General features: G+C 73.8%; 12 protein-coding genes. 3 read left to right on the plus strand and 9 right to left on the minus strand.

All coding sequences use genetic code 11. The annotated features are described in order from the left end of the window. Positions 1-10: 10 nt before the first annotated feature. The 3 genes from A6F73_RS13570 to A6F73_RS13580 all read right to left on the minus strand — a co-directional run bounded on the left by A6F73_RS13570 (position 11) and on the right by A6F73_RS13580 (position 3,449). Positions 11-1,012, minus strand: coding sequence for an SMI1/KNR4 family protein (locus A6F73_RS13570; RefSeq protein ID WP_063348042.1), 1,002 nt, complete (start codon positions 1,010-1,012; stop codon positions 11-13). A 107-nt stretch (positions 1,013-1,119) separates the two neighbouring features. Further along, positions 1,120-2,268: a DegT/DnrJ/EryC1/StrS family aminotransferase gene (locus tag A6F73_RS13575; protein WP_244293382.1), complete on the minus strand. Its 1,149-nt coding sequence runs from the start codon at positions 2,266-2,268 to the stop codon at positions 1,120-1,122. Further along, a complete protein-coding gene (locus A6F73_RS13580) occupies positions 2,265-3,449 on the minus strand; it encodes a Gfo/Idh/MocA family oxidoreductase (protein ID WP_079135658.1) in 1,185 nt (394 codons plus the stop codon). Before A6F73_RS13580 ends, A6F73_RS13575 begins: the two co-directional genes overlap by 4 nt. Before the next feature lie 380 nt (positions 3,450-3,829). On the opposite strand from A6F73_RS13580, the gene A6F73_RS13585 reads away from it, so the two are divergent. Both A6F73_RS13585 and A6F73_RS13590 read left to right on the plus strand, forming a co-directional pair. Continuing rightward, positions 3,830-4,291, plus strand: coding sequence for a YwqJ-related putative deaminase (locus tag A6F73_RS13585; protein WP_063348043.1), 462 nt, complete (start codon positions 3,830-3,832; stop codon positions 4,289-4,291). 83 nt (positions 4,292-4,374) lie between these two features. Beyond that, the gene (locus A6F73_RS13590; protein WP_063351179.1) at positions 4,375-4,884 is read left to right on the plus strand and encodes an SUKH-3 domain-containing protein; all 510 of its coding nucleotides are present in this window, start codon (positions 4,375-4,377) and stop codon (positions 4,882-4,884) included. 81 nt (positions 4,885-4,965) lie between these two features. Here A6F73_RS13590 and A6F73_RS13595 read toward each other — a convergent pair whose 3' ends face one another. Beyond that, positions 4,966-6,234: a histidine kinase gene (locus A6F73_RS13595; protein WP_063348044.1), complete on the minus strand. Its 1,269-nt coding sequence runs from the start codon at positions 6,232-6,234 to the stop codon at positions 4,966-4,968. Positions 6,235-6,568: 334 nt separating this feature from the next. Here A6F73_RS13595 and ppc point away from each other — a divergent pair, with 334 nt between their 5' ends. Beyond that, positions 6,569-9,304: a phosphoenolpyruvate carboxylase gene (gene ppc, locus A6F73_RS13600; protein ID WP_063351180.1), complete on the plus strand. Its 2,736-nt coding sequence runs from the start codon at positions 6,569-6,571 to the stop codon at positions 9,302-9,304. A 159-nt stretch (positions 9,305-9,463) separates the two neighbouring features. Here the strand turns inward: ppc and A6F73_RS13605 are convergent, their stop codons facing one another. The 5 genes from A6F73_RS13605 to glmU all read right to left on the minus strand — a co-directional run bounded on the left by A6F73_RS13605 (position 9,464) and on the right by glmU (position 14,118). Then, on the minus strand, positions 9,464-9,787 hold the full coding sequence (locus A6F73_RS13605) for a hypothetical protein (RefSeq protein ID WP_159398448.1): 324 nt from the start codon (positions 9,785-9,787) through the stop codon (positions 9,464-9,466). A gap of 137 nt (positions 9,788-9,924) precedes the next feature. Then, entirely contained in the window at positions 9,925-10,503 is a 579-nt protein-coding gene (gene pth, locus A6F73_RS13610) for an aminoacyl-tRNA hydrolase (RefSeq protein ID WP_063348046.1), read from the minus strand. A 109-nt stretch (positions 10,504-10,612) separates the two neighbouring features. Continuing rightward, a complete protein-coding gene (locus tag A6F73_RS13615; protein WP_063348047.1) occupies positions 10,613-11,200 on the minus strand; it encodes a 50S ribosomal protein L25/general stress protein Ctc in 588 nt (195 codons plus the stop codon). Positions 11,201-11,483: 283 nt separating this feature from the next. Then, positions 11,484-12,461, minus strand: coding sequence for a ribose-phosphate diphosphokinase (locus A6F73_RS13620; protein ID WP_063348048.1), 978 nt, complete (start codon positions 12,459-12,461; stop codon positions 11,484-11,486). A gap of 202 nt (positions 12,462-12,663) precedes the next feature. After that, positions 12,664-14,118 (minus strand): bifunctional UDP-N-acetylglucosamine diphosphorylase/glucosamine-1-phosphate N-acetyltransferase GlmU, encoded by a 1,455-nt coding sequence (gene glmU, locus A6F73_RS13625; protein ID WP_063348049.1) that lies wholly within the window; start codon positions 14,116-14,118, stop codon positions 12,664-12,666. Between the last annotated feature and the right edge of the window lie 41 nt (positions 14,119-14,159).

Genomic DNA, 14,159 nt, shown 5'->3' on the forward strand with positions numbered 1-14,159 from the left:
CGCGGCCACGTCAGTCCACCGGGACGGCCCGGGCGAACCCGCCGTCCACCATCAGCTCCGCGACCGTCTCCAGCTCCGGCGGGCTGCCGGCCAGCCGCAGCAGGAACGCGTCGAAGTCCTCGCCGCAGGGCAGCAGCAGCCGGGCGCAGCGGTCCTCCGGGGCCTCCGGCGCGCCGGTGTCGCGGGCGTCGTCGTACAGGTGGAACCAGACCGAGCCGGCCCGGTCGCCGCGCACCTTGAGCGCGACGATGCCGCCCTGCGCGTAGGCGACGCCCAGGTAGTCCTTGGTGAGGTGGTCGCGCAGGCACTTGTTGGCGTACACGACGTCCTGGGTGCCGTACTCCTCGCTGAGGGTGAGGAAGGGCTGGTCGAGCAGCATGCCGAGCTCGGTGTCCAGCGCCACCCCGACCGGGGCGCGGCCGCCGCCCAGCTTGAGGAAGGTGCGGTAGGCGCCGGGCAGCCGGTAGCCGAGGCGCTCCTCGGCGCGCTGCACCAGGTCCTCGGGGACGCCGATCGGGTCGCCGCCGTCCTTGGCCAGCGAGAAGTGCACGGGCCGGCGCTCCTGCAACGGGCGGGTGCCGCGGCGGGTGTGGTCGGCGGCGGAGGTGGCCAGGCCGGCGTGGTGCCGCAGCAGCGCCTTGACCTCCACCGGGACGAGCTCCATCCGCCGCCAGCCGGGGGCGGCCCGGCCGACCGCGTGGTGCCAGGTCCAGCCGGGCGGGGTGGCGACGGCGGTGTCCAGGTCGGCCCAGAGCGGGTGGCCCTGGGTGAACAGCGCGGCGTTGGCCGACACGTAGTCGGTCAACCGCAGCTCGTCCACGCCGAAGCCGTCCGGCGGGTCGGCGACCTCGGCCGCGGCGGCGGCGTACGAGCCGAAGTCCGGGTAGCCGTACTCGTCCACCCGGACCCCGGCGGGGTGTCGCTCCGCGCGGACCGGGTCCGGGAACTGCACCACCTGACCTGCGTACGCCGCGTTCGGTGCGGCGGCGACGCCGGGCCGACCTGTCGTCATCTGGGAGCCCCCACTGGCTGCTGCAAATTCTCGAAGCGCTTGCTGGACACCAGCGTAGGGGGTCGTCTCCGGGCCCGGGCCCCCGCCCGGGAGAAGAAGGGGAACCGTCAGGGCCGCTGCCCGAGCGCCCCGGCCAGCACCCCGGCGACCCTGGCCTGCTGCGCCTCGGTGAGGTGCGGGTGCAGCGGCAGGCTGAGCAGTTCGCGGGCGGCCCGTTCGGCGACCGGGAACGCCCCCGCGCGGTGGCCGAGGTGACGGAACGCGGGCTGGAGGTGGACCGGGACGGGGTAGTGCACCCCGGTGCCGATCCCGGCGGCGCGCAGCGCGGCGAGGACGCCGTCGCGGTCCCGGCCGGAGCCGATCCGCACCGCGTACAGGTGCCAGACGTGCTCGTTGCCGGGCGCGGTGCGCGGCAGGGTCAGGCCGTCGAGACCGCCGAGCAGGGCGTCGTAGCGGGCGGCGGCGGCCCGGCGGGCGGCGTTCCAGGCGGGCAGCCGGCGCAGCTTGGCCCGCAGCACGACGGCCTGCAGCGCGTCCATCCGGGAGTTGAAGCCGAACCGCTCGTGCCGGTACTTCTCGCGCGCGCCGTGGTCGCCGATCAGCCGGACGGCGGCGGCGAGTTCGTCGTCGTCGGTGAGCACCGCCCCGGCGTCGCCGTAGCCCCCGAGGTTCTTGCCCGGGTAGAAGCTGGTGGCCGCGATCCGCCCGTAGCCGGCGCGCCCGTGCTGCCGGGCGCCCTGGGACTGCGCCGCGTCCTCCACCACCGGCCGTCCGTCGGCCAGTTCCAGCAGCGGCCCCATCGGGGCGAGCTGGCCGTTCAAGTGGACGGGCAGCAGTGCGACCGCGCCGGGCAGCGCCTCGGCGGCCCGCTCGGGGTCGATCAGCAGGTGCGCCGGGTCGGCGTCGACCAGCACCGGGCGCAGCCCGGCCCGCTGCACGGCCTCGGCGGTGGCGACGAAGGTGTTGGCGGGCAGCACGACCCCGCCGCCGGGCGGCAGGTCGAGGGCACGCAGGGCGAGTTCGAGGGCGTCGGTGCCGTTGCCGGCGCCCACGCAGTGCCGGGCGCCGGTGAAGTCGGCGTACTCCCGCTCGAAGCCGTCCACTTCGGGGCCCTTGACGTAGCCGCCGGAGGCGAGCACCCGGTCGAAGCCGGCCCGGACCTCGGCCGCGACCTCGGCGTGCGCGGCCGCCAGGTCGACCAACGGGATCGAGTCGGCCGGCGGGATCGGGCCGACCGGCGGGATGCCGGCGCTCACCGGGCGCCCGCCCGGTCCCCGGACCCCACCGGGACGGTGGCACCGCCGAGTTCGAGGCTGAGCGAGGCCGCCTCCAGCAGCTGGAGCACCCGCACCCCGGCCCGGCCGTCGGTGAGCGGGGCCCGGCGCTCGGTGATCGCGGCGGCGAACTCGGCCATCACGTTGCGCAGCGCCTCCTGCTCGACCAGTGCGGGCGCGACCATCTCGCCGACCCGGTAGGAGATCAGCGCCCGGTGCCGGATCGCGTCGGTCAGCTGGTCGGGCGGGGTGAGGTCGACGCCGCGGTCGTGCACGGCCAGCCGGGCCTGCGGGTTGAGGTCGTCCCAGACCAGGGTGCGCCGGGAGCCGCCGATCAGCGTGGTGCGGACCTTCGTCGGGGAGAGCCAGTTGACGTGGCAGTGGGCCAGCGCGCCGTTGCTCAGCCGGACCGTCAGGTACGCCACGCAGGCCCGGCCGGCGCCGATCGGGTCGGCGCCCTGGGCGGACACCCCGACCGGTTCGACGCCGGGCGGCAGCACGAAGTCGAGGATCGACAGGTCGTGCGGGGCGAGGTCCCACAGCACGTCCACGTCGGGCTGCACCAGGCCGAGGTTGATCCGCACCGAGTCGAAGAACTGGATGTCGCCGATCTCGCCGCCGTGCACCAGCTCGCGGATCCGGCGCACCACCGGGGTGTAGCAGAAGGTGTGGTCGCACATCAGCACCAGCCCGCTGCGCTCGGCCAGGTCGACCAGTTCGGCGGCCTCGGCGGCCGAGGTGGTGATCGGCTTCTCCACCAGCACGTGCTTGCCGGCCTCCAGCGCGGCCCGCACCAGCCGGTAGTGCGCGGCCGCGGGCGTGGCCACCGCGACCGCCCCGACCCGCTCGTCGTCGAGCACCCGCCGGTAGGAGCCGGTCGCCCGGACGGTGCTGTACTCCCCCAGCACGGCACGGGCCTTGGCCTCGTCCAGGTCGCACAGCCAGTGCAGCCGCAGCGCCGGGGTGTCCTGCGCGTTGCGGACCAGCTTCGGGCCCCAGTAGCCGGCCCCGACCACCGCGAGGCCCACCGGGCGTTCCGGTGCCGGCCGGGGCGGTTCGCCCGGCGTGGGCACGTGCCCACCGGGCGCCTGGTTGGCGGCCTGCGCGTCCCAGGCCCCCGACCGCTGCCGCGGCCCGTTCCGACCGGGCTGCTCCGACGTCATCCACGAGCCCCTTCGCTCCGCCGCCGGGGCGGGCTCGGGCCCACCCCGACGGCCCCAACGTCCGGCGCGGGCACCGGGTCCGGCCCCGTCCGCGCGTCCGCGGGCGGTCGGCCGGATCCCCTTCGGCCTCGCTGCCGGAACGGTACCGGCCGTGCCCCCGGCCCGGAGGTGGTTTCGGGAAATCAGCGGACAAGTCGTGACGACGGTGTGCGGATCCGGCCCCGGTCCGGCGAGGATCGGGTGACGGCCCGGCCGGTCCCGCACGGTCGTTCGTCCGCCCCCGCACCCCGGTTGTGCGGATGTCGGTGTCGTTTGACAGGCTTGCCCCGGACCGTCCCACCGGTCCTTCCGTCAGCGGGAACAGAGGAGGAGGACGACGCATGACCACCGGTGAGCCCGCGGGCCCGCCCGTGCTGCGCCACCACCGCGACAGCCTGCTGCCCGCCGTCGCCGCCGCGCTGTCACTCAAGGGCGGCGAGGTGCACACCCTGGCCGGGGACAAGGACGCCCGACGGCCGGTCCTGCACCCGCTGGTCGGCGAGTTCCTGGACACGCTGCCCGTCGAGGCGCGCGAGCGGTTCACCGGCCGCTGCCCGGAGGCCGTCCTGCTCTCCCAGCACCTGGTCGCGGTCGACGGCCGGCGCTCCAAGCGCGCCGCCCGCAAGCCGATGACCCTGCACGAGGCCCGCAAGGCGCTCAAGGGCTCCCGGATGACGACCGTTCGCATCCGGGAGGAGGGCGACCCGGCGCACGGCACCCACGCCCCGCCGTGCCGTTCCTGCGCGCCGATGCTGGAGCACTTCACCGTGCAGAGCGTCGCCGTCGGGCCGCCCGCGCCCTGACCGCGCCCTCGTACGCCCCCTGTCCCCGAGCCCTGGAGTCCGCCCTGAACCCGCCCAGCCCGCCCCCGCCACCGCCGGCCACCCTGTCCGCCGCCCCCGCCGGGCGGGCCCGCCCGCGCTTCCCCGCCGACGTCGCCGCCGAGCTCAAGGCGGCCGGCTGGCACCCCGGCCGCTGGCAGATACGGCAGGCCGAGGAGTGGGCCGACGCCCTGGTCGGGTACGGCGGGCCGTCCGGTCTGCGGCACGCGGTGTTCCCGGCGGCGGTGGAGGCCTGGGCCGAGTTCGGCGGCCTCGCCTTCGACCTGGCCGGCCCGGGCCGCCAGCTGGCCCGCACCCCGTTCCTGATCGACCCGCTGTGCGGGCTGCACCAGCCGCGCACCCTGCTCGACCTCGGCCGCGCCCTGGGCAGCCAGCTCGCCCCGCTCGGCGAGGAGGCGTACGGGCAGGCGCTGCTGGCCGTCGACGAGGAGGGCCGGGTCTACAGCCTGGACCACACCGGCGAGTGGTTCCTCGGGCACGGCATCGACCAGGCCGTCACCACCCTGATCCTGGGCACCGCCCCGGAGCGGCTGCGCACCGCCGACGGTTCCTGACGGCGGTCCGGCGGGCCCTGGGTCAGGCGGCCGACACGCGCTCGGCCGGACAGGGCCTGACCGGCCGGGCCTGGCGGCGCGTCACCGCAGCCGTTCGGCCCGGACCGCCAGCCGGGACGGCAGCACCGCCTCGACCCGGAACCCGCCGTCCGCCTCCGGCCCGGAGGAGAAGGTGCCGCCCAGCGCGATCACCCGCTCCCGCATCCCGACCAGCCCGTTGCCACCGCTGGGCAGCTTCGCCGCGCCCCCGCCGCCGCCCGGGCAGGCGTTCACCACGCTCACCCGCACCCCGTTGGGCGCGTACGCGAGCAGGACGGACACCTGTGCGCCGCCCGCGTGCTTGTGCGCATTGGTCAGGCCCTCCTGGACGACCCGGTAGGCGGTCTGCTCGGCCTCGCCGGTGAACTCCTGCCGGCTGCCGCTGACGGTCAGCGTCACCGCCATGCCGGCCGCCCGGGACTGGTCGACCAGCCGGGGCAGCCCGGCCAGCGAGTCGGGCTCCGGCTGGCGCTCGTCGTCCATCCGCAGCACGCCGAGGATCTCCCGCAGCTCGTTCAGCGCCTGCCGTCCGACCTCGCCCATCAGCTTGGCGCTCTGCGCGGCCTTCTCCGGGTCCTTGGCGACGATCCGCTCCAGCGCCCCGGCGTGCACCACCATCAGGGACACCCGGTGCGCCACCACGTCGTGCATCTCCCGGGCGATCCGGGTGCGCTCCTCCAGCCGGGCCCGGCGGGCGCGCTCCTGGGCCTGCTCGGCCAGCAGGTCCAGTTCGGTCTCCAGGCCGTGCGCGCGGTCCTTGAGCGAGTCGATCAGCCGCCGCCGCGCGCCCACGTACAGTCCGGTGACCACCGGCGGGACGGTCAGGCCGACGGAGACCAGCACCGCGATCAGCACCTGGCCCCAGAGCGGCGGCTGCTCCACCGCCGTGTCGCCGGGCGTCAGCATCGACACCATCATCACGGCGACGGTCTCGGCGAAGGCCAGTGCGGACAGCGCCACCACCCGCCAGCGCCGGGTGGGCCACTCCCAGGTCGCCGCCAGCGTGTACAGCGACACCACCAGCAGCAGGACGCCGAGCATCCCCGGCATCGCCACCAGGGTCACCAGCACCGGTACGGCCGGCCAGCGGCGGCGCAGCACCAGCGAACCGCCCGCCACCACGCCGAGCAGCGAGATGCCGGCCATCCCGGCGGCGTCCAGGTGCACCCGGCCGGAGAGGAAGGCGATCGTGCTGAGCGCGCACTCCAGCGCGGCGAGCACCGCCAGCCCGATGTCCAGGAAGGCGCTGCGCGGCCGCTCCCACCACCAGAACGGCCGGACCGGCGCGCGCTCCCCAGGCGACTTGCTCATGGTTGACACCCTAAGCGGCAACCCCCTCCCCTCCCCACCGGGATTGCCCCCGACACCTCGCCGGACCCTCAAGTGGTCCAGACCACATGCGGCCTGCGGCGTCACTGTCCGCCATCCGGCCACCTCGCGGACAGCGACCGCCCCGACACCTATGCTGGTCGCGTCGGACAGCGCGGTCCGCACGCGTCACACCCGCCACACGCGGGCGGACCTGTGACGATGAGCCGTTGCCGAACCCCACCACCACAGGGAGCCAGCCGTGACCGCTCCGGTCCCCACCCCGGCGGACAGCCCCACTGTCCACGCCACCGGCCCAGTTGCCGACAACGCGGCCCTGCGGGCGGACATCCGCCGCCTCGGCGACCTGCTCGGCGAGACGCTCGTCCGACAGGAAGGCCCCCAGCTGCTGGGCCTGGTCGAACAGGTCCGCCTGCTCAGCCGCACCGACGGCGAGGCCACCGCCGAACTCCTCTCCGACATCGACCTGGACACCGCCGCCAAGCTGGTCCGGGCCTTCTCCACCTACTTCCACCTCGCCAACGTCACCGAACAGGTGCACCGCGGCCGCGAGTTCGCCACCCGCCGCGCCCGGGAGGGCTCGCTGCTCGCCCAGACCGCCGACCAGCTCGCCGAGGCCGACCCCAAGCACCTCGAAAACACGCTGGCCCACCTCGCGGTCCGCCCGGTCTTCACCGCCCACCCCACCGAGGCCGCCCGCCGCAGCGTCCTCAACAAGCTGCGCCGCATCGGCGAACTCCTCGACCGCATCCACCGCGAGGAGATCGCCGCCGGCCTCTCCCAGGCCGACCCGGCCCGCACCAGCAGCGCCCGCCGCCAGGCCGACCGCCGCCTCGCCGAGGTCATCGACCTGCTCTGGCAGACCGACGAGCTGCGCATCGCCCGCCCCGAGCCCACCGACGAGGCCCGCAACGCCGTCTACTACCTGGACGAGCTCTACCGCGACGCCGTCCCCCAGGTCCTGGAGGAACTGCACGAGGAGCTCGGCCGGGTCGGCCTGACCCTGCCCGACGGCGTCCGCCCGCTCACCTTCGGCACCTGGATCGGCGGCGACCGCGACGGCAACCCCAACGTGACCCCGCAGGTCACCTGGGACGTCCTCAACCTCCAGCACGAGTACGGCATCAAGGACGCCCTGGCCGCCGTCGACGACCTGCGCAGCACCCTCTCCACCTCCGAGCGGCTGGCCGGCGCCTCGGTCGAACTGCTCGCCTCGCTCAACACCGACCTGCACCAGCTCCCCGAGCTCAGCCCCCGCTACAAGCGGATGAACGCCGAGGAGCCCTACCGCCTCAAGGCCACCTGCGTCCGGCTCAAGCTGGAGAACACCCGCGAGCGGCTCGCCCAGGGCACCCCGCACGTCGAGGGCCGCGACTACCTCGGCACCCGCGAGCTGATCACCGACCTGCGGCTCATCCAGGACTCCCTGCGCGCCCACCGCGGCGAGCTGATCGCCGACGGCCGCCTCGCCCGCGCCATCCGCACCATCGAGGCCTTCGGCCTCCAGCTCGCCACCATGGACGTCCGCGAGCACGCCGAGGCCCACCACCACGCCCTCGGCCAGCTCTTCGACCGCCTCGGCGAGGAGGCCTGGCGCTACGCCGACATGCCCCGCGAGTACCGGCAGAAGCTGCTCGCCAAGGAGCTCCGCTCGCGCCGCCCGCTCGCCCCCACCCCGGCCCCGCTGGACGCCGCCGGCACCAAGACCCTCGGCGTCTTCAACACCATCCGCGAGGGCTTCGAGCGCTTCGGCGACGAGATCGTCGAGAGCTACATCATCTCCATGTGCCAGGGCGCCGACGACGTCTTCGCCGCCACCGTCCTGGCCCGCGAGGCCGGCCTGATCGACCTGCACGGCGGCATCGCCAAGATCGGCATCGTGCCGCTGCTGGAGACCACCGAGGAACTCCAGAAGGCCGACCTCATCCTCGACGAGATGCTGTCCGACCCCTCCTACCGGCTGCTCGTCTCGCTGCGCGGCGACGTCCAGGAGGTCATGCTCGGCTACTCCGACTCCTCCAAGTTCGGCGGCATCACCACCTCCCAGTGGGAGATCCACCGCGCCCAGCGCCGGCTGCGCGACGTCGCCCACCGCTACGGCATCCGGCTGCGCCTGTTCCACGGCCGCGGCGGCACCGTCGGCCGCGGCGGCGGCCCCTCCCACGAGGCCATCCTGGCCCAGCCCTGGGGCACCCTGGAGGGCGAGATCAAGGTCACCGAGCAGGGCGAGGTCATCTCCGACAAGTACCTGCTCCCCTCCCTCGCCCGGGAGAACCTGGAACTGACCATCTCCGCCACCCTCTCCGCCTCCGCGCTGCACACCGCCCCGCGCCAGGCCCCCGAGGAACTGGCCCGCTGGGACGCCGCGATGGACCAGGTCTCCGCGGCCGCCCACACCGCCTACCGCGCCCTGGTCGAGCAGGACGACCTGCCGAAGTACTTCTTCGCCGCCACCCCGGTCGACCAGCTCGCCTCGCTGCACCTCGGCTCCCGCCCGTCCCGCCGCCCCGACTCCGGCGCCGGCCTCGACGGCCTGCGGGCCATCCCGTGGGTCTTCGGCTGGACCCAGTCCCGCCAGATCGTCCCCGGCTGGTACGGCGTCGGCTCCGGCCTCGCCGCCGCCCGCGCGGCCGGCCTCGGCGGCGTGCTCGACGAGATGCACGGCCAGTGGCACTTCTTCCGCAACTTCCTGTCCAACGTCGCCATGACGCTGGCCAAGACCGACCTGCGGATCGCCCGCCACTACGTCGAGCAGCTGGTGCCCGCCGAACTGCACCACGTCTTCGACCAGATCGTCGCCGAGCACGACCTCACCCTGCGCGAGGTACTCCGACTCACCGGCGAGGGCGCGCTGCTGGAGCACAACCCGGTGCTCAAGCAGACCTTCACCGTCCGCGACGCCTACCTCGACCCGATCTCCTACCTCCAGGTCGCGCTGCTGCGCCGCCAGCGCGAGGAGGTCGCCACCGGTCGCCACGAGGACCCGCTGCGGGCCCGCGCGCTGCTGCTGACCGTCAACGGCATCGCCGCCGGCCTGCGCAACACCGGCTGACGCCACCGCGCGTACGGGACGGGGCCGCCGTCCGCCCTCCGGGGTGGGCGGCGGCCCCGTCCCGTACCGGAAGGACCCGGGGCACGCGAAAGGGCCGGCGCCCTTGGGCACCGGCCCGGTGTCGTGTCACCGCGCGGACGGCTAGGTCCCGGACACGGCCTACTCGCCCGGCTCGCCCGCGCGCCGGCGCTTCAGCCACAGCGCGGCGCCGCCGGCCGCGACCACCAGGCCGCCGCCAACCGCCAGCAGCCCTGCGTCCGTACCCATCGAGTCACCGAGCAGCGGCCCGAACTGCGCCGCCGCGGGCTCCGGGGAACCCCCCGGATCCGGCTCGGCCACCGCGTCCGCGTGCGCCACCGCACCGCCCGAGAGCAGCACCCCGGCCGCCCCCAGCGCACCGGCCGTGCCGACCCGCCGTCCGAACTGCTTCAGTCGGACCACCCGGAGCCGCCGCAATCGGCGGACCGGACGAAAACCCCGCATCGAGAACTCCCCAGGACTCGTTCGCGTACCAGGCCGACGCTATCCGATCCCGCACAGGCTTCTCACACGGATTCAGGTTTGGACCGGCAAGCGTTGTACGACTGTTGCGTAACACCACTCCCGGACTTGATGGAGCGTCAGGAGTTGTAGGTGCCCTGCGCCCGCTCCAGCCCCTCGGACAGCAGCGCCTCCACCGCGTCCGCCGAGCGGTCCACGAACCACTCCAGTTCCTTGCGCTCGGCGCCGGAGAAGTCCTTCAGCACGAAGTCCGCGACCTCCATCCGGCCCGGCGGCCGACCGATCCCGCACCGCACCCGGTAGTAGTCCGGCCCCAGCGACTTGGTGATCGACTTCAGCCCGTTGTGGCCGTTGTCCCCGCCGCCCAGCTTGAGGCGCAGCGCCGCGTAGTCGATGTCCAGCTCGTCGTGGACGGCGACCAGCGCCGAGGCCGGCGCCTTGTAGAAGTCCCGCAGCGCCGTCACCGGGCCGCCGGAGAGGTTCATGAACGACATCGGCTTGGCCAGCACCACCCGGCGGCCGGACAGCCGCCCTTCGGCCACCTGCGCCCGGCTCTTGTGCGCCTTGAACTTCGCGCCCATCCGCTGCGCCAGCAGGTCCACCACCATGAACCCGATGTTGTGCCGGTTCCGGGCGTACTGCTCGCCCGGGTTGCCCAGCCCCACCACCAGCCAGGGGCCCTCGTACTCGTCCGCCATGCCCTCTCTCCTCCTGTGCGCGCTCTACGTCATCTTCCCGGACACACCGCTGCCCCGGCCGCTCCGAGGGGAGCGACCGGGGCAGCGGTCACAGCTGGTGGGGCGAGGCTCAGGCCTCGGTGCCCTCGGCCTCGGCGGCCTCGTCCTCGGCCGGGGCGGCCTGGGCGCCGATGACCTGCAGCACGACGGCGTCGGCGTCGACGGCCAGGGTGACGCCGGCCGGCAGGACGATGTCCTTGGCGAGGACGGAGGCACCGGACTCCAGGCCCTCGACCGAGACGGTGACCGACTCGGGCAGGTGGGTGGCCTCGGCCTCGATCGGCAGCGCGTTGAGGACGTGCTCCAGCAGGTTGCCGCCGGGGGCCAGCTCGCCCTCGGTCAGGACCGGGATCTCGACGGTGACCTTCTCGCCGCGCTTGACCAGCAGCAGGTCGACGTGCTCGATGGTGCGCTTGATGGCCTCGCGCTGGACGGCCTTGGGCAGCACGTACTCGTCCTTGCCCTCGATCGGCACGACCAGCAGGGCGTTCGGGGTCTTGAGCGCCATCATCAGGTCGTGGCTCGGCAGGTTCAGGTGAACCGGGGCGTGGCCGTGGCCGTAGACGACACCGGGGACGAAGCCGGCGCGGCGGGCGCGACGGGCGGCACCCTTGCCGAACTCGGAACGGGTCTCAGCGGCGATGCGGATCTCGGACACGACTGCACTCCTCGGGAAGACTGGCGCGGGGGTGCAGGCAACGCGAAAAACCGCCGGGACCACACCCTCAGTACGTTCGGGGGTCACTCGGCGGTAACGGCCTCTGCCGGCGGACGGGAATCCGGTACCGGCAGCGCGTCGATCACGGAGCGGGCACCCGGCAAGCAGGCACACGGCATCCCTCGCCGAGCAGTTTCACGAGTCTAACCGCATGAACGGCCTCCCGTGAAATCGGCGGCGGCCCCGGTCCGATCCGGACCGGGGCCGCCGCCGTCGGGCTTCGTCAGTGCACGCCCTCGAAGAGGCTCGTGACCGAACCCTCCTCGAACACCTCGCGGATCGCGGCCGCGATCGAGGGGGCGATGGACAGCGTGGTGATCTTGTCCAGCTGGATCTGCCCCGGGGTCGGCAGCGTGTTGGTGAACACGAACTCGCTGACCCGCGAGTTCTTCAGCCGGTCCGCGGCCGGGCCGGAGAGCACGCCGTGGGTGGCCGCCACCAGGACGTCCGCCGCACCGTTGTCGAACAGCGCGTCAGCCGCGGCGCAGATCGTGCCGGCGGTGTCGATCATGTCGTCGACCAGGACGCAGACCCGGTCCTTGACGTCACCGACGACCTCGGCCGACAGGATGGTGTTGGCCTGGGTCATGTCACGGCGCTTGTGGATGATCGCCAGCGGCGCGTCCAGCCGGTCGCACCACTGGTCGGCCACCTTCACCCGGCCGGCGTCCGGCGACACGATGGTCAGCTTGGAGCGGTCCACCCTCCCGCCCACGTAGTCCGCCAGCATCGGCAGCGCGAACAGGTGGTCCACCGGGCCGTCGAAGAAGCCCTGGATCTGCGCGGTGTGCAGGTCCACGGCCATCAGCCGGTCGGCGCCCGCCTGGCGCAGCAGGTCGGCGACCAGGCGCGCCGAGATGGGCTCGCGGCCCAGGTGCTTCTTGTCCTGGCGGGCGTACCCGTAGAACGGCAGGATCGCGGTGATGCTCTTGGCGGAGGCCCGCTTCAGCGCATCGATCATGATCAGCTGTTCCATGATCCACTGGTTGATGGGAGCCGTGTGGCTCTGCATCACGAAGCAGTCCGCGCCGCGGGCGGAGTCCAGGAAGCGGACGTAGATCTCGCCGTTGGCGAAGTCCAGGGCCTTGGTCGGGACGAGCTCGGTCCCGAGCGCCTCGGCCACCTCCCTCGCCAGTTCCGGGTGGGCACGGCCGGAGAAGAGCTTGAGTTTCTTCTCACCCGACGTCGTGATCCCGCTCACTGCACCGTCTCCTCGCGTTGCTGACGCTGAACCCCGTCGTCCCGTGCGGGCAGGCGCAGCCGGCTCGCACGAGGGGTCGGGGGAATTGTCGGTACGCCTGGACACGGGCCGTAAGCCCAGTGGCGCACGTATGTCCCCAAGGTTACGCGCCCACGCAGAAACCGTCCGCCCCGGGACCGCCCTCGGGCTCCCGCCCGCCCCGTCAGGCGTCCGCGGCCCCGTCCGTCGCAACCTTCGCGGCCTGCGCGGAGGTGGTCCCCGGGCGCTTGCGCTCCACCCAGCCCTCGATGTTGCGCTGGTGCGCCCGGCTCACTCCGAGCGCGCCCGGCGGGACGTCGGTGGTGATGACCGAACCGGCCGCGGTGTAGGCGCCGTCCCCGATCGTCACCGGGGCGATGAACATGTTGTCGGAGCCCGTGCGGCAGTGCGCACCGATCACCGTGCGGTGCTTGTTGACGCCGTCGTAGTTCACGGTGACGGAGGCCGCGCCGACGTTGGTGCCCTCGCCGATCGTGGTGTCCCCGATGTAGGAGAGGTGCGGCACCTTGGCGCCCTCGCCCAGCTCGGAGTTCTTCACCTCGACGTAGGTGCCGACCTTCGCCTTACGGGCCAGCCTGGCCCCCGGCCGCAGGTAGGCGTACGGGCCGGCGGTGGCCAGCTCGCCCACCTCGGCGCGGTCCGCCGTGGTGTTGCTCACACGGGCGCCGGCGCCGATCAGGGTGTCGGTCAGGGTCGAGTTCGGGCCGACCTCGCAGCCCTCGCCCAGGTGGGTGGCGCCCTGCAGCTGGGTGTTCGGCAGCACGAGGGCGTCCGGCTCGTACGTCACCTGCACGTCGATCCAGGTGGTCGCCGGGTCCACCACGGTGACGCCGGCCCGCATCGCCCGCTCCAGCAGGCGGTCGTTCAGCAGCCGACGGGCCTGCGCGAGCTGCACCCGGTCGTTGATGCCCAGGATGTCCCGGTGGTCCTCCGCGACCACGGCGCCCACCCGGTGCCCGGCGGTGCGCAGGATCTCCAGGGTGTCGGTGAGGTATTCCTCGCCCTGCGAGTTGTCCGTGGTGAGCTCGGCCAGCGCCTCGACCAGCAGCTTGGCGTCGAAGGCGAAGACGCCCGAGTTGATCTCGGCGATCGAGCGCTGGACGGCGGTGGCGTCCCGCTCCTCGACGATCGCGGCGACGGTGCCGTCCTCGTCCCGCAGGATCCGGCCGTAGCCGAAGGGCTCGGGGACGACGGCGGTCAGCACGGTGACCCCGTTGTCCTGGGCGGTGTGGGCCTTCGCCAGGCGGCGCAGCGTGTCCCCGGTCAGCAGCGGGGAGTCCCCGGCGGTGACGATCACCGTGCCGTCCAGCACCACGCCGTCGGCGGCCAGCGCCTCCAGCGCCGTACGCACCGCGTGCCCGGTGCCCTTCTGGTCCTCCTGCACCACCGGGCGGGCCGCCGGGTAGTGCGCCGCGAGGTGCTCCTGGACCTGGTCCCGCTGGTGTCCGACCACCACGACGAGCTGCTCCGGCGTCAGTTCGCGGGCCGCCGAGACGGCATGACCCACCAGCGACCGGCCGCAGACCTCGTGCAGCACCTTGGGCAGCTTGTTCGACTTCATCCGGGTCCCGCCACCGGCGGCGAGCACGACAACGGCGGCAAGCGAATTGGCACCCATGCGGGGAGGCTCCTCGGTCGGTTCACAGAGCGGGCAGAACG

Origin of the sequence: Streptomyces sp. MJM8645 (assembly GCF_001625365.1) — a bacterium.
Lineage (GTDB): Bacteria > Actinomycetota > Actinomycetes > Streptomycetales > Streptomycetaceae > Kitasatospora.